Here is a 15,151-nt window from a genome sequence, read left to right as displayed (position 1 = left end):
ACCACGTGAAGCTCCCGTTGCGCGGCCTGCGGGGCCGGCTCCTCGTGGCGTTCGTGCTCGTCGCCGCCCTCGCCACCCTGACCACGGGCGCCCTGACCTTCAGGGAGGCCCGCACCGGGGTGCTCCAGCAGAGCCAGGACGCCGTGATCAAGCGACTCCGGTATCACGTCAACGCCATCGCGGTGGGCATCAGTTACCCCCCGAGCCCGGCCGACCTGGAGTGGGTCGCCAGGGAGGTGGCCCGCGCCGAGCCCGCGCAGAACTGGCGCGTGCTGGCCACCTACGGCGAACTGCGTGCCACCTCCACTCCGCAGGACGGGTTCACCGAGCTGACGCCCGCCATGCGGTCGGCCGTGGCGGGGCGCCGGGCCGCTGTCTTCCAGCGGGTGTCGACGGACGGTCACTCCTCGCTCGTCGTCGGCCTGCCGGTCACCTTCGGTACCCCCGCGGAGCATCCCGCGTCCGGCGTCGCGGTCTTCCTGACAGTGCCGCAGACCGGTGAACAGGGGTATGTCGACGCCCTGGTCACCGCCATCGGGCGGGCCGTCGTGCCCGCGCTCGGCCTGGCCGTCCTGCTCGCCCTGCTGGCCGCCCGGGGTGTGCTGCGCCCCGTTCGGGAGCTGCGCCGAGCCACCCGCAGCATCGCCGAGGGGCACCTGGACACCCGGCTGGCGGTCAACGGCTCCGACGAACTCGCCGACCTGTCGCACACCTTCAACGAGACCGCCGCCGCGCTGGAGGAGTCCGTGGCCGAACTGCGCCGGATGGAAGCGCGTGCCCGCCGCTTCGTCGCGGACGTGTCGCACGAACTGCGCACCCCGCTGGCCGCGATGTCGGCGGTCACCGACATCCTCGACGAGGACGCGGCGGGCCTCACGCCGGACACCGCGACGGCCGTACGGCTCATCAGCGGCGAGACCGTGAAGCTGGCCCGCCTGGTGGACGACCTGATGGAGATCTCCCGCTTCGACGCGGGAGCGGCCGGGCTGCAGCTCGACGACCTCGACCTCGCCGAGTCCCTTCGCCGCACCCTCGCCTCCCGCGGCTGGCTGGACACGGTGGACACCCGGCTTCCCCCGCCCGGCGAACTGCGTGCCCGGGTCGACCCGCGCCGTCTCGACGTGGTGGTCGCGAACCTGGTCGGCAACGCGCTGCGGCACGGGGAACGGCCCGTACAACTGCGCCTGTACGCACAGGAGACGCCGTCCGCGGACGGAAGCGGGCGAGTGGTCATCGAGGTGCTGGACAGCGGGCCGGGCATTCCCGCCGACGTGCTGCCGTACGTCTTCGACCGCTTCTACAAGTCGGACACCGCCCGGACCAGAACGGAGGGCAGCGGTCTCGGGCTCTCGATCACCGCCGAAAACGTCCGGTTGCACGGCGGTACGGTCCGGGCGGTGAACCGGGCGGAGGGCGGCGCCGCGTTCGTCGTCGAGATACCCCTGCGGTACGAGGTCCCCGGTCGGCGAGGGGAGTCATGAGGTCCGTACGCCGGTTGTCCCGGGCCGCGTTGTTGTGCACGGCCGCGCTGTCGCTCTCGTCCTGCGGAATCCCCGAGACCGGTGTGGTGGAGGCCGGGGAGCCCGCCACCGGCATTCGGCCGGCCCAGGTCCTCTACTTCGTCAGCGAGGGCGGCCCGCTCGCAGTCCGCAGGCAGGTCCCCGGTCCTGTCGGCATCGAGACGGCCGTGGAGATGCTGTTCCAGGGCCCGGACGTCGTGGAACGCCGGAGTGGCATGATCACCGAGCTTCCGGCGCTGACGGGCGTGGCGACGGTCCGGACGGACGGCCCGCGGGTGTCCGTCGAACTGCCGTGGGGCACCGGGCCGTTGACCGAGCTGGCCATCACCCAGCTGACTTGCACGGTCGCCGACGCCCGCGTCTCCTCGAACCTGGTCCCGGGCACCGACACGGCATCGACGGAAGTCACCGTCACGGTCCCCGATGCCTGGCAGGCCGAAGGCTCCAGCAAGGCGTGCCCGTCCGCGACCGGTGCCGAGTGACGACGTAACACACACGAAGGTTCGGCGGGACGGTGCGGAGTCCCGCTCCGGGCATGTGGCAGCGTGGGCGTGTGTCCCGTGGATCAGCGCCCGCGGGTCTGCGCGCGCCCGCCGTGGGCCGCGCGCGAGACGACCAAGAGGAGACCCCGTGTCCAAACCGCCGCTTCCCGAGGCCGCAGTCGCCATGCTGGGCAAGCCCAACCCGGCCGTCATCACCACCCTGCGGTCCGACGGGCAGCCGGTGTCCACAGCCACCTGGTATCTCTGGGAGGACGGACGGGTGCTGGTCAACATGGACGAGGGCCGCAAGCGGCTCGACCACATCCGCGCCGACCCCCGCGTCACGCTGACGGTGCTCGACGAGGGTGACTGGTACACCCACGTGACGCTGATCGGCCGCGTCGTCGAGACGCGCGACGACGAGGGGCTGGCCGACATCGACCGGCTGTCCCGGCAGTACCTCGGTCAGCCCTACGCGCAGCGGGACCGGGGTCGTGTCAGTGCCTGGATCGAGGTCGACCGCTGGCACGGCTGGGGCGGCCTCCGGGACAGCGGCCAGGCGGCCGGCTAGGTCTTGCCACCGGCAGGTGGTGGTCGGCCGCCGGACCGGTCAGGGGCCCACCTCGATGTCCGACGGTCACCCGCCCCGGCTCGACGGACTCGTCCGCGCCGCCGCCCCAGTCGTCACGTCCACAGCCGGACGACGAACGACCACCATCACGATCACCGAACCGCACCTCGTCGCATGGACCAGGAAAGTTCCAACGCACCGCATGGACAGGGAAGTTGAAGACATGACCGACAAGCTCACCGTGAGTGTCCTGGGCACCGGAATCATGGGGGCCGCGATGGCCCGTAACCTCGCGCGCGCCGGGCACTCCGTCCGGGCCTGGAACCGCAGCCGGGACAAGGCCGAGCCGCTGGCCGAAGACGGTGTGACGATCGCCGCCGACCCCGCCGAGGCGGTCCAGGGCGCCGATGTCCTCCTCACCATGCTGTACGACGGTCCCGCCGCACTGGACGTGATCCGGCAGGCCGCGCCGGCCCTGCGCCCCGGCATCTCCTGGGTGCAGTCGACGACGGCCGGGATCGAGGGAGTCGGGGAGCTGGCCGAGTTCGCCCGCGAGCACGGGCTGGTCTTCTTCGACGCCCCGGTGCTCGGCACCCGACAGCCCGCGGAGGCAGGGCAGTTGCTCGTGCTGGCCGCGGGTCCGAGTCAGGGCCGGGACGCCGTGACGCCCGTCTTCGACGCGGTCGGCGCCCGTACCGTGTGGACCGGCGAGGACGGCGCGGCGGGCAGCGCGACCCGGCTCAAGCTCGTCGCCAACAGCTGGGTCCTCGCGACCAACAACGCGGCCGGCGAGGTACTGGCCCTGGCCAAGGCCCTCGGCGTGGATCCGCAGAGCTTCTTCGACGCCATCGCCGGCGGCCCGCTCGACATGGGCTACCTGCGGGCGAAGGCCGGGCTAATTCTGGACGACCGGCTGACTCCCGCCGCCTTCGCCGTGTCCACCGCCGCCAAGGACGCCCGGCTCATCGTCGAGGCCGGCGAGCAGAACGGAGTCCGCCTCGACATCGCGGCCGCCGGAGCCGAGCGCCTCGCCCGCGCCGCCGCCCAGGGGCACGCGGACGAGGACATGGCGGCCGCCTACTTCGCCAGTTTCGACGAAGGGCGCGAAGGCTGACCGCGCACCCGGTCGCCGGGGGCCGACTTCAGGCCGGTGAACAGGGCGAGGCGGATTTCGGGCGCCTCAACAGAGGTCTCGCAGAACAACCGGGCCTTCTCATCGAGGAGTTCGACCGTGTGCGGAAGTGTCGCCGGTCGGGACGCCCCCGACGCGCTCGGCGTACGGGCGTCCTCGGCGGCCCGCCGGGCCGGGCCCGTGCCCGTGCGGGCGTACGGCGAGCCGCCGGGGGGCGTAGTCCTGCTCCGGACTCCGGACGTGCTGGTGGACAGCGGTCCGGGACCCGCCCGCCGTACCTGGTCAGGCAGCCCCACGCGGCGTCGAGGACCCCGTCGAGCCGGTCGCCGCCATTCCTCAGGCCAGCTTCTTCAGCAGTTCGTCGGCGAGCGGGGCCGCGGAGGCCGGGTTCTGGCCGGTGACCAGATTGCGGTCGACGACCACGTGCGGAGCCCAGGGCTCACCCTCCTGGAAGTCGGCACCCGCCTCGACGAGACGGTCCTGGAGCAGCCACTCGGCCTTGTCGGCGAAACCGGCCTGCGTCTCCTCGGCATTGGTGAAGCCGGTGATCCGGTAGCCCGCGAACGGGTTGGCGCCGTCCGGTCCTGTGGCGGCGAGCAGCGCCGCCGGGCCGTGGCACACCACACCGAGCGGCTTGCCCGACTCCAGCGCGCGGGTCAGCAGCCGGCCGGACTCCTCGTCGACCGACAGATCCTCCATCGGACCGTGACCGCCGGGGTAGAAGACCGCGGCGTAGCCGTCCAGGTCCACGTCCTCCAGCTTGACCGGCTTGCGGAGCTCGTCGAACGACGCGAGGGCCGCTGCGACCCTGTCGGCGCCGTCCTGCCCGCCGTTGACCTCGGGGGCGAGGCTCCCCTGGTCCACGGTCGGCACGACGCCGCGCGGCGTGGCGACGACGATCTCGTGGCCCGCGGCCGTGAACGCCTCGTACGGTGCGACGGCCTCGTCGGCCCAGAAGCCCGTCGGGTGCTGCGTGCCGTCGGCGAGCGTCCAGTGGTCGACGCCGGTCAGTACGAACAGGATCTTCGACATGGTGCGTTTCTCCGGGGGGTGCGGGCCCTGACGGGCGTGGACAGCGAATGGGACTGTTTCCCTCGCATGCCCTGACTCTCTGCGTTCACCTCGTCAGGGCGGCGACGTCCTCGACGCTATGCCGCTCGGGGACAGCGGACCAACAGGGAACCCGGCGGCGGTCATAGGGCATCCAATGGCCCGGCCTGCTGCCGCACGGCGGCGCGCTGTTCCAGAACGCGCAGGGCGCGTTCGGCCCACCGGATGTTCTCCTCCTCGAAGGCGCGCCCCCGCATCAGCGTGAGATAAGGGCCGACGCGCTCGCTCCGCGCCAGAAACTCCTCCTCGGCGCGTCCGTCGAGAAGACGGTCGCGCAGCCGCTCGTAACGGGCCAGCTTGGCGCGCGCCCACTCCAGCCGCTCGGCGACGGCCGCCCGTACGGCCTTCTCGTCCCCCGCGTCGACGGCCTGGACCTTGACCAGCAGCTCGTCACGGATGGCCGTGGGCCTGGGGGGCTCGGCGGTGAAGTCGCGCAGGGCGCCGAGGCCCGCGTCGGTGAGGGAGAAGAGCCGCTTGTTCGGCCGGCGCTCCTGCCGGACGAGCCGGGCCGCGATGAGGCCTTCCGACTCCATGCGGTCGAGCTCGCGGTACAGCTGCTGCGGGGTCGCCATCCAGAAGTTCGCCACCGACCCGTCGAACCCCTTGGCCAGGTCGTACCCGGACGCCTCGCCCTCCAGAAGCGCGGCCAGAACCGCGTTGCGCAATGCCATGGCTCCAGGCTAGACGTCACTCACTCCCGCGACTAATCTGTTCGACACCTATTCAATTAGTTGAGTATGAGCAATCGAGTACGAGAGGCGGGCGTGATGCACCCCTTCCGCAAGGCCGTAGAGGCGGGAGACCTCGCCGCGATCGAGGATCTGCTGGCCGAGGACGTCGTCTTCACCAGCCCCGTCGTCTTCAAGCCCTATCCGGGCAAGGCGATCACCGCGGCCATCCTGCGCGGTGTCACCCGCGTGTTCACCGATTTCCGCTACGTCCGTGAGATCGCCGACGCGGGCGGCCGGGACCACGCGCTGGTCTTCAAGGCGACGGTGGGTGGCAAGGAGATCGAGGGCTGCGACTTCCTGCACCTCGACGACGACGGCAGGATCGACGAACTGACGGTCATGGTCCGGCCGCTGTCGGCGGCTCACGCGCTCGCCGAGGCGATGGGGGCGCAGTTCGAGCGGATCACGCGGGAGGCGGCGGGCGCGTAACCGCGGCGTCTCGCCCCTTCTGGGTTTGGTGCGATCCCCTTCGGCTACCCGGCTGTTGTGACGACAACGGCATCCCAAGAGGAGCTCTTCCGGTTTCTGGAGGACCGCTTCGCCTGCGCCCAGGCCTGTAGTGAATGTGCCCGGACCTGTGCGCTGCGTGCGAGCTTCATGAATCCGGACGGACCGAATGAACAGCGGCTCATGCGGCGCGAGGGCATTCTGTGCGCGGAGGTGTGCGACGCGACGTGTCGTGCGCTGTCCGAGCAGGTCGATCAGGACGAGGCCGGCATCCGCGCACAGTTGGAGTGGTGCCGCGCTGTCTGTCTCCAGAGCGCACAGGTCTTCGACGAGTGCGAGGGGGCGCAGGACGCGGCGAAGGCCAGCCGTGAGTGCGCCCAGGTGTGCGTGGAGTTCATCGCCACGCTGAGCTGAGCACCGCACAGTCCGCGCCCCGACTCGTGTGAAGCCGTCACCGGCATTCCCAATTTCTGCAACGCGTTCTACCGTGTGCGCCGTCAAGCCCGGGAGAACCAGCTCGGTCAGTGGGAGCCAGGAGGCGCCGTGCATCTCGAATACACGCCAGAGCAGCAGCGGTTGCGCACCGAACTGCGCGGCTACTTCGCCGAGTTGGTGCCCGACCACTCCTACGCCCGGTACGCCGACCCGGCCGCGCAGAAGCGCTTCTACCGTGAAACCATCCGCCGGCTGGGCGCGGACGGCTGGCTGGGGGTGGGCTGGCCCAAGGAGTACGGCGGGCGCGGGCTGAGCCCGATGGAACAGTTCATCTTCTTCGACGAGGCCGCCCAGGCGGTCGTACCGCTGCCCCTGATGGCCCTGAACACGGTCGGTCCGACGATCATGCGGTTCGGCACCGAGGAGCAGAAGCGGTACTTCCTGCCCAGGATCCTGTCCGGCGAGATCGACTTCGCGATCGGCTACAGCGAACCGGACGCGGGCACGGACCTGGCCGCCCTGAAGACGAAGGCCGTCAGGGACGGCGACGACTACGTCGTCAACGGCCAGAAGATCTGGACGACGAACGGCGACACCGCCGACTGGGTCTGGCTCGCCGTCCGCACCGACCCCGCCGCCCCGCCGCACAAGGGCATCACGATGCTCCTGGTCCCGACCTCGGACCCCGGCTACTCCTGCACCCTCATCAACACCCTCGCCTCGCACGACACCACCGCGAGCTACTACGAGAACATCAGCGTCCCCCTCTCGCGGCGCGTCGGCGAGGAGAACAAGGGCTGGCGGCTGATCACCAACCAGCTCAACCACGAGCGGGTCACCCTCGCCGCGCACGGCACCATGGCGATCCGCGCCCTGCACGACGTGCAGCACTGGGCGATGGAGACCAAGCTCGCCGACGGCCGCCGCGTCGTCGACCTGCCCTGGGTGCGCCGCCGTCTCGCCCAGACCCACACCAGGCTCGACGCCATGAAACTCCTCAACTGGCAGATGGTGAACGCCGTCCAGCAGGGCACCCTCACCCCGCAGGACGCCTCCGCCGTCAAGGTGTACGGCTCCGAGGCCCGCCGGGACGCCTACGCCTGGCTGATGGAGGTCGTCGCCTCCCCGGCGGCCCTCAAGGAGGGCTCCGCGGGCTCGGTCCTGCACGGCGAGCTGGAGCGCGGCTACCGGTCGGCGGTGATCTTCACCTTCGGCGGCGGCAACAACGAGATCCAGCGGGAGATCATCTCGTGGATCGGACTGGGGATGCCGCGGGTACGGCGTTAGCCTGCCGCTGCCGAGCTGCGCCGGATGGAGACTCAGCCGCCGACGTGAGCGAAAGGGGCGGCCCAGGCCCAGCCGGCTCCTTCGTACGTCTTCGCGTTCGGTGAGGCGGGACAGCCTGCGGCTTCGGTCGGGCCTGTCGGTGGAATCCCGTTCACGGACAGCCTCGATCTCTCCGGTCGGAGCGGGCCCGGAGGCGTTCGGCCGCCGTGTTCGGAGCAGGCGGAGAGTGTGAGGACCCGGCCGCGGATCGTGAGGTGTTCCGGATCGCGGCCGGGCCCTTCCTCGCACCGAGCGCCTGTCCCCACGGACGGCCGGTGCGTACCGGGCGCGCGCTCCGCTCGAGCACACGCGCCCGGAGTCGCAGGTGTGAAGGACGTGGATGAGGCGGGCTCCCCCGGTCACCCGCGGTTTACGTCCTGCCCGGGTGTCGTCAGTTCCTCATGGCGCTCAGGACGGCGGTGGCCATGCCTCGTTCACCGTGTTCGTTGGGGTGGACGGCGGCTGCCGGGCTGCTGGGCCGGAGGGGTTCGATCCAGCGCGTGCCGGCGGGCGAACAGGCGTCGTGTCCGGCGGACGGGGCGTACGTGTCGACGTACGTCGCTCCGGCGGCCCGGGCGCGTTCACCGAGCATGGTGTTGAGCTCCCGCTGCTTCTGGCGCAGGAACGCTATGTCGCCGGGGGCGAGGGGCAGTTCGCGGCCGCACTCGGTGCCTTCGGCGGGCAGGATCGCGGGGTAGCCGACGACGTAGACCCTGGCATCGGGCGCGCGGCGGTCGATCTCGGTCAGAGCTCGGGCGAGACGGTCGCCCGTGGCGCGTATCTTCTGGGCCACTACGTCGGTGTCGCCGGATGTGTACTCCTCCTTGCAGGGCGCGTTGTCGCTGACGTCTGTGAGCCTGCCGGCCAGTTCGAAGAGTGATCCGGTGGCGACGCACCTGGTCATCATCGAGCTGAAGCCGATGTCGTTGCCGCCGATGCCGAGGGTGACCACCCTCGTGGCGGCGGAAAGGGCCGAGAGCTGGGCGGGGTTGGTGGCCTGGTCGGTGTACTGGGGGGATGTGAGGTCGGTGATGGTGGCGCCGCTGCAGCTGACGTCGCGGAAGTCGGCCGCCTCGATACCGAGTTTCTTCGCCACGACGGACGGGTAGTTGCGGCCGGACCGGTCGCAGCCGGCCGGATCGCCGGTCTGGGGAGGGATCTTGGGGCCCGAGGTGTACGAGTCCCCAAGAGCGACGTACGGCCCCTTGGGCGGTGCCGACGCCGATGTCCTCTCCACTCGTGCCTCAGCGGCGTCGTTGTTCGAGTTCTGTCCGACGCTGACGGTGGTGACCAGTACCCCGCACGCCAGGGCCACGCCCAGGCCGGTTCGTGCCAGTGATCCCATTGCTGTGTCCTGTTCCTTCGTCGTTGATGCTCGACTGCGGTGCTGCCGAGGTGGTCGGGCTTCGGGGACGTAGCGGTGAACACGGTTGAGGACGTGGGGAAATGGCCCGGGCATCGGACGGGCCGGGAGAGCGGGGCGAGAGGGACGCGGCGGGTCAGGCCGGGCGGACGAGTCCGGTGTCGTACGCGAAGATCACGGCCTGGACGCGGTCGCGGGCGTCGATCTTGGTAAGGATGCGGCCGATATGGGATTTGACGGTGGATTCGGCGAGGTGGAGGCGTTCGGCGATCTCCGTGTTGGTCCAGCCGCCGGCGATGGCGGTGAGGACTTCGCATTCGCGCTGGGTGAGTTCGTCCAGTCGGAGCTGCTGCTCCGGGGAGTGTCCGGGGAGGCGGTCGCCGAAGGTGTCGATGAGTTTGCGGGTGAGGCCGGGCGAGATGACCGCGTCGCCGGCGGCCACCGCGCGGACGCCGGCGACGAGCTCCTCGGGAAGGGCGTCCTTGAGCAGGAAGCCGCTGGCTCCGGCGCGCAGGGCGTCGTAGGCGTACTCGTCGAGGTCGAAGGTGGTCAGGACCAGGACGCGTGAGCGGCCACCGGACTCGACTATGCGCCGGGTTGCCTCGATGCCGTCCATGCCGGGCATGCGTACGTCCATCAGGACGACGTCGGGGCGCAGTTCGGCGGTCGTGCGGACCGCTTCGGTACCGTTGGTGGCCTCGCCGACGACGGTCATGTCGGGCTGGGCCTCCAGGAGCATGTTGAAGCCCATGCGCTGCAGGGCCTGGTCGTCGACGATGAGAACTGTGGTCATGGGCGGTGCTCCGGGGACGATGGAGGTTCCCCCTGCTCGGGAGAGGCCGAGAGACTGGGGGAGGGCGGGCTGGGGACGAGGAACGCGCGGACGGTCCAGCCCCCGCGGGAGTTGGGGCCCGCGGTGACGGTTCCCTTGTAGAGGGCGACGCGTTCACGCATGCCGACCAGGCCACGGCCGCCCCCGGATCGCGGAGGACGGGTTCGCGGAGAACGGGGCGGGCCGTCGTCCTCCACGGTGACGTGGAGGGCTTCCGGGCCGGCGGTGAGGGACACGCGGACCGAGGTGTCGGAGGCGGCGTACTTGACGGTGTTGGTCAGGGACTCCTGGACGATGCGGTAGACGGACAGTTGGAGACCCGGTGGCAGGCGTGTGAAGTCGCCGTGGGTGTCCAGGGTGACGGTGGGACCCGCCGCGCGGACGTGCTCCAGCAGCGAGTCGAGATCGCTGAGACCCGGCTGTGGGGCGAGCGGTGCCTCGTCCACGCGCTCGTTGTCGTCGCCGATGACGGCGAGCAGGCGGCGGAGTTCGGCGAGGGCGTCGCGTCCGCTGGCGCTGATGATGCGGAGTGTCTGGGCGCCGCGTTCCGGCTTCGTCTCGGTCAGGGCGGCGGCGCCGTCGGCGAGGCCGACGATGACGGAGAGGGTGTGGCCGAGGATGTCGTGCATCTCGCGGGAGACGCGGGCGCGCTCCTGCGCGGTGGCGAGGCGTGCCTGTTGGTCGCGTTCCTTCCTCAGGGTGTCGATGTAGGCGCCGGCCAGTCGGCTCAGCAGACCGAGCCCCGCGAACGCCGCCATCGCGGTCATCGCCAGCATGGTCACGACCTCCGGCCGGGTGGCGTGCTCCAACTGGCGGCCCCTCCAGAACACCGCGGCCCACGCCACGAGCTGCACGGTGGTGACAATGACCGCGAGGGCCAGTTGGCGCGGGGTGCAGTGGCGGCCGACGTTGAAGAGGGCCACGACGCGTGCGGACTCGGAGCCGGTCATCACCCCCAGGGGGAGCGCTGCCACGGACGCGGCGGTGGTGAGTGCGAAGACGAGCATGGGCCGGCGCTCACGCCACAGGAGAGGGACGGCGAAGGCGGCGATGAGTGCCACCTGCGCCGGTACGTCGCCCTTGTTGAAGGGGTTGAGGTAGGAGGTGGCGCCGAGCGCGGCGCAAAGAGCCGGAATCCCCCAGTGGCGGATCTTGGGGTGCGCCCGGTCGGCTCGCTGCCACGCGGCCAGCCGGAGGAGTACCGAGGCGATCACACGCTGTTCGGAATCGCCGGCGAGGGTCTCCAGGGTCCGGTCTTCGCCCGGGCGGGGGGCGGCTGCGCTCGGCACGGTCACGAGGAGTCCTTTGCGGGTCGGGAGCCGCCCGCCGGCTCCGGGGGATCGGACCGGCGGGCGGGGCTGGGACGGCCGGTGGGAGGCGGCCGTCCCGGTGGCAGGCCGGGCGGTGGTCGCCGGCTGTCGCTGGGACTCGTTTCTGTCAGCGCTTGCGGAACATCTTCTTCCGTACCTCCTTCGTGGCGCCGGCTTTCGACTCGGCCGTGTCGGTGGGCGGGGTGGCGTCACCGGTGCGTGCGAGACGCTGCTTGAACCTGGACGCTCCCGGCTTCTCGCTGCGGAGCTTCGCGCGACGGCTCGGCGTCTCCGTGTCGCCAGGGCCGTTGACGCCGGTGGAGCCGCTGTCCGAGGCCGCGTCGCTCCCGGCGCCCGTGTCCGAGAGGTTCTCGGCGCCACGGTGGTCGGCGCGGCGCTGCTTGAGTCCGGGCAGTCCCCGGGGCCGGCCGCGGTGGTGTCGCGGAAGCGGCGACGTGAACGTGGTCGTGTCCGAGGCGTCGGCGCCGGAGCCGCTGGTGAAGGCCTGCGGGGCGCTGTAGCCGCCCGAGCCCTGGTGGAGCCCGGCGCCCACACCGGCGAGTACGGGCTCGGGTGCGGTGCTGGTGCTGTCGGCGTCCAGTGTGTGGCGCAGCTTCTCACCCTCGACGTCCACGTTGGGCATGGCGCGGTCGAGCCATCCGGGCAGGGCCCAGGCGCGGTGGCCGAGCAGGGCCAGCACCGCCGGGACGATGGTCATGCGGACCACGAAGGCGTCGAAGAGGACGGCGGAGGCGAGTCCCAGGCCGACCGACTTGATCAGTGCGGCGTCGTCGAGGAGGAATCCGGAGAAGACGGCGATCATGATGACCGCGGCGGCGGTGACCACCCGGCCGCTGTGCCGGAAGCCCCCGATGACGGCCTGTGTGGGAGTGGCCCCGTGGACGTACTCCTCGCGCATCCGGGTGACGAGGAAGACTTCGTAGTCCATGGCGAGGCCGAAGACGACACCGATCAGCAGGATGGGCAGCACGCTGACGATGGGCGCCGTCTGGTCGACGCCGAAGACGTCCGCGAGCCAGCCCCACTGGAAGACGGCGACCAGGACGCCGAGGGTGGAGGCGATGGTGAGCAGGAAGCCGAGGGCGGCCTTGAGCGGGATCAGTATCGAGCGGAAGACCAGCAGGAGCAGGATGAGGGCCAGGCCGACGACGATGGCGAGGTAGGGGATGAGGGCCTGGGCGAGCTTGGTGGAGACATCGATGTTGACGGCGGTGGTGCCGGTGACCATCAGGCCGGCGCCGGTGTCCTTCTTCAGATTCGTGCTGTGGTCGCGGATGCCGGCGACCAGGTCCTTGGTGGCCTGACTGGTCGGGGAGCTCTCCGGGACGACACCGATGATGGCGACGTCGCCGGCCTCGTTGAAGGCCGCGTCGCGAACCGAGGCGACGTCGTCCAGCTTGCCGAGCACCGCGGTCGCGTCCGCTGCGGCGGCCTTCGGGTCGTCACTGCCCCGGGCGTCGACGACCACGGTCAGCGGGCCGTTGAAGCCCGGTCCGAAGCCCTCGCTGAGGGTGTCGTAGGCCAGGCGCTGGGTGCTGCCGGGGGGCTTCATGGAGTCGTCGGGCAGGGTCAGGCGCAGTGACATGGCGGGGATGGCCAGCAGTCCGAGGCCGATCACCGAGACGGCGAGGACCTTGACGGGGTTGCGGGTGACGAACTTCGCCCAGCGCACGCCCATTGACTCGCCCTCGCCGCGCTCCAGGGCCTTCATGCGGCGGGACAGCAGTCCGCCCTTCATGATCCGCATACCGGCGAAGCCGAGCAGGGCGGGCAGCAGGGTCAGCGCGATCACCACGGCGACGGCGACGGCGAAGGCGGAGCCCAGGCCCATGGAGGTGAGCATCTGGATGCCGATGACGCTCAGCCCGGCCAGCGCGATGATCACGGTCAGGCCGGCGAAGACGACCGCGGAGCCGGCGGTGCCCAGGGCCCGTCCGCAGGCCTCTTCCGGGTCGTGCCCGTCGCGGATCTCGTTGCGGTAGCGGGACACGATGAACAGGGCGTAGTCGATCGCGACGGCCAGGCCCAGCATCAGTGCGAGCGCGGACGTCTGGGAGGCGATGTCGAAGAACTGGGTGGCGACGGTGATCGACAGGATGGCCGCACCCACGCCGAGGATCGCGGTGAGCAGGGGCAGTCCGGCAGCGATCAGCGAACCGAAAGTGATCATCAGGGCGACGGCGGCGATGCCGAGACCGATCAGCTCGGCGGCCTTGCTGGCGGCGGTTTCGGCGACGGCGTCGCCGCCCAGGCTCACCGTGATGCCGGCCTTCTCGCCCTGCTCCACGACAGTGGTCTGGACGTCGTGCGCGGCGTCACTGACGTCGGCCTCGGCGACCTTGTACGTCACCCCGGCGTAGCCGATGGTGCCGTCCTTGCTGACCTGGCCGCTGCTGAAGGGGTCGGAGACACTCGCCACCTGCGGTGACTTCTCCAGCTTCGCCACCAGCGACTCGACCGCGGCCTTGGTGGCCGTGGCGGTCAGCTTCTGCCCGTCGGGTGCTTCGAACACGACCCGGGCGGAGGCACCGCCGGCGGATGCCTGCGGGAATTCCTCGCCGAGCAGGTTGATGGCCTTCTGGGACTGGGTGCCGGGAAGCGTGAAGCTGTCCGAGGTCTTGCCGGTGGAGCTCATGGCGCCAATGCCCACGGCGGCCAGGACGGCGATCCACAAGATGAGGACGAGGCGTCGTCGCCGAAAGGCGAACCGTCCCAGTCGGTACAGAAAGGTGGCCACGGATTACTCCCACAGGAGAAGAGATCGTTACGTGAGTGCACGGGGTCGAACGACCCTTGATCTCAAGCTAGGGGCGGTTTCTCGCGCTCCCTGCCTCCTGTGGGACCGAACCGTCGGGGTGCGGTTAGTACCCCGGTACTAGTGCCCCTCGTCCTCGTGGCACTGCGACCGGTGACCGGCGATGTGCTGGTCAGGAGCTGACAGTGATCAGTACCCGGCCGCGTCCGCCGGCGTCGACCCGGTCGTGGGCCTTGGCGATGTCCTCCAGCGGATAGCGGTCGCCGATGTCGACGGTGAGGTCGCCGGTGGCGGCTGCCGCCGTGAGAGCGCGGGCGGCCTGGCGCTTTGCCTCGGCCGGGAAGTCGTCGCTGCCGAGCAGGCGCACGGTGACGTTGTTGAACAGCAGCGGCCAGAAGGGGAGTTCGGTGCGGTCGGCCTGGGTTCCGTAGGCGGCGATGACGGCGTCGGGCGCGGTGACGGCGTTGTCGAGGTCGGCGTTGGCGGACAGGGACACCTCGATGACCCGATGGACGCCGTCGGGAGCGTATGAGCGGATCGCCGCCGCCGGGTCGTCGGTGTCCAGGGCGACCGCGTGGGAGACGACGGCCGGGTCGACGCCGTCGAGATCGCCGCCGCGGCGGACGGTGCCGATCACGGTGGCGCCGCTCCAGCGGGCGAGTTGGGCTGCCAGGGAGCCGACGCCGCCGAGTACCCCGTGCACGAGTACGAGCCGGCCGTCGACCGGGCCGTCGGCGAACACCGCGCGGTGGGCGGTGATTCCGGGGATGCCGAGACTCGCGCCCAGCTCGTCGCCGAGGTGGCCGGGCAGCCGGACGGCCTGCTCGTCGGGTACGACGGTGTACTGGGCGGCGGTGCCGAAGGCGCGGTAGGACTGGGCGCCGTATACCCATACCCGCTGCCCCACGCGGTGGGCGTCGACGCCCTTGCCCACCGCGTCGACGATGCCGGCGGCATCGCTGTGCGGGACGACTCTCGGGTACGGCGTCGAGGAGCCGAGCCAGCCGCGCCGCTTCTTGGTGTCGCCGGGGTTGACGCCGGAGACGGTCACGCGGACGCGGACCTCGCCGGGGCCGGGCTCGGGGTCGGGGAGTTCGCCGACGTGCAGGACGTCGG

At 70.9% G+C, this 15,151-nt stretch carries 14 protein-coding genes and 1 pseudogene; 7 read left to right on the top strand and 8 right to left on the bottom strand.

What is annotated here, in order from left to right:
* The first annotated feature begins 5 nt into the window (after positions 1 to 5).
* The 4 genes from ACIBLC_RS35995 (at position 6) to ACIBLC_RS35980 (ending at position 3,687) form a co-directional block, all read left to right on the top strand.
* Positions 6 to 1,481 carry a sensor histidine kinase gene (locus ACIBLC_RS35995; RefSeq protein ID WP_399215628.1) on the top strand — a complete coding sequence of 492 codons (1,476 nt, stop codon included), beginning with the start codon at positions 6 to 8 and terminating at the stop codon, positions 1,479 to 1,481.
* Positions 1,478 to 2,002 carry a hypothetical protein gene (locus tag ACIBLC_RS35990; protein WP_399215627.1) on the top strand — a complete coding sequence of 175 codons (525 nt, stop codon included), beginning with the start codon at positions 1,478 to 1,480 and terminating at the stop codon, positions 2,000 to 2,002. The genes ACIBLC_RS35995 and ACIBLC_RS35990 overlap by 4 nt, the downstream gene beginning before the upstream one ends.
* A 148-nt stretch (positions 2,003 to 2,150) precedes the next feature.
* Positions 2,151 to 2,573, top strand: coding sequence for a PPOX class F420-dependent oxidoreductase (locus ACIBLC_RS35985; RefSeq protein ID WP_399215626.1), 423 nt, complete (start codon positions 2,151 to 2,153; stop codon positions 2,571 to 2,573).
* A gap of 55 nt (positions 2,574 to 2,628) precedes the next feature.
* Positions 2,629 to 3,687: an NAD(P)-dependent oxidoreductase gene (locus ACIBLC_RS35980; protein ID WP_399215625.1), complete on the top strand. Its 1,059-nt coding sequence runs from the start codon at positions 2,629 to 2,631 to the stop codon at positions 3,685 to 3,687.
* Here ACIBLC_RS35980 and ACIBLC_RS35975 read toward each other — a convergent pair.
* The 3 genes from ACIBLC_RS35975 to ACIBLC_RS35965 form a co-directional block, all read right to left on the bottom strand.
* Positions 3,651 to 4,001, bottom strand: a complete 351-nt coding sequence (locus ACIBLC_RS35975) for a hypothetical protein (protein ID WP_399215624.1) — start codon at positions 3,999 to 4,001, stop codon at positions 3,651 to 3,653. The two genes, ACIBLC_RS35980 and ACIBLC_RS35975, sit on opposite strands and share 37 nt — an antisense overlap.
* A gap of 40 nt (positions 4,002 to 4,041) precedes the next feature.
* On the bottom strand, positions 4,042 to 4,737 hold the full coding sequence (locus tag ACIBLC_RS35970; RefSeq protein ID WP_399215623.1) for a type 1 glutamine amidotransferase domain-containing protein: 696 nt from the start codon (positions 4,735 to 4,737) through the stop codon (positions 4,042 to 4,044).
* A gap of 161 nt (positions 4,738 to 4,898) precedes the next feature.
* On the bottom strand, positions 4,899 to 5,486 hold the full coding sequence (locus ACIBLC_RS35965; protein ID WP_399215622.1) for a PadR family transcriptional regulator: 588 nt from the start codon (positions 5,484 to 5,486) through the stop codon (positions 4,899 to 4,901).
* Between the two features lie 96 nt (positions 5,487 to 5,582).
* Here ACIBLC_RS35965 and ACIBLC_RS35960 point away from each other — a divergent pair, with 96 nt between their 5' ends.
* The 3 genes from ACIBLC_RS35960 (at position 5,583) to ACIBLC_RS35950 (ending at position 7,715) form a co-directional block, all read left to right on the top strand.
* Positions 5,583 to 5,975, top strand: coding sequence for a nuclear transport factor 2 family protein (locus ACIBLC_RS35960; RefSeq protein ID WP_399215659.1), 393 nt, complete (start codon positions 5,583 to 5,585; stop codon positions 5,973 to 5,975).
* Positions 5,976 to 6,032: 57 nt separating this feature from the next.
* Positions 6,033 to 6,407 carry a ferredoxin gene (locus tag ACIBLC_RS35955; protein WP_399215621.1) on the top strand — a complete coding sequence of 125 codons (375 nt, stop codon included), beginning with the start codon at positions 6,033 to 6,035 and terminating at the stop codon, positions 6,405 to 6,407.
* Between the two features lie 129 nt (positions 6,408 to 6,536).
* A complete protein-coding gene (locus ACIBLC_RS35950) occupies positions 6,537 to 7,715 on the top strand; it encodes an acyl-CoA dehydrogenase family protein (protein WP_399215620.1) in 1,179 nt (392 codons plus the stop codon).
* Positions 7,716 to 8,145: 430 nt separating this feature from the next.
* On the opposite strand, the gene ACIBLC_RS35945 is transcribed toward ACIBLC_RS35950, so the two are convergent.
* The 5 genes and pseudogenes from ACIBLC_RS35945 to ACIBLC_RS35925 all read right to left on the bottom strand — a co-directional run bounded on the left by ACIBLC_RS35945 (position 8,146) and on the right by ACIBLC_RS35925 (position 15,143).
* A complete protein-coding gene (locus ACIBLC_RS35945) occupies positions 8,146 to 9,099 on the bottom strand; it encodes an SGNH/GDSL hydrolase family protein (protein ID WP_399215619.1) in 954 nt (317 codons plus the stop codon).
* Positions 9,100 to 9,253: 154 nt separating this feature from the next.
* Positions 9,254 to 9,910: a response regulator gene (locus ACIBLC_RS35940; protein WP_399215618.1), complete on the bottom strand. Its 657-nt coding sequence runs from the start codon at positions 9,908 to 9,910 to the stop codon at positions 9,254 to 9,256.
* Complete coding sequence (locus tag ACIBLC_RS35935; RefSeq protein WP_399215617.1) at positions 9,907 to 11,244, bottom strand: sensor histidine kinase; 1,338 nt, start codon at positions 11,242 to 11,244, stop codon at positions 9,907 to 9,909. The genes ACIBLC_RS35940 and ACIBLC_RS35935 overlap by 4 nt, the downstream gene beginning before the upstream one ends.
* Before the next feature lie 556 nt (positions 11,245 to 11,800).
* Positions 11,801 to 14,017, bottom strand: a pseudogene (locus ACIBLC_RS35930) (MMPL family transporter); the annotation flags it as partial.
* Positions 14,018 to 14,207: 190 nt separating this feature from the next.
* The gene (locus ACIBLC_RS35925; RefSeq protein WP_399215658.1) at positions 14,208 to 15,143 is read right to left on the bottom strand and encodes an NADPH:quinone reductase; all 936 of its coding nucleotides are present in this window, start codon (positions 15,141 to 15,143) and stop codon (positions 14,208 to 14,210) included.
* Positions 15,144 to 15,151: the final 8 nt, after the last annotated feature.

The sequence above is a fragment of the Streptomyces sp. NPDC050535 genome (genome assembly GCF_044457665.1).
In the GTDB taxonomy this organism is placed as follows: Bacteria; Actinomycetota; Actinomycetes; order Streptomycetales; family Streptomycetaceae; genus Streptomyces.
The sequence above is the reverse complement of the archived record's forward strand: the minus strand, read 5'-3'. Positions and strand labels throughout refer to the sequence as shown.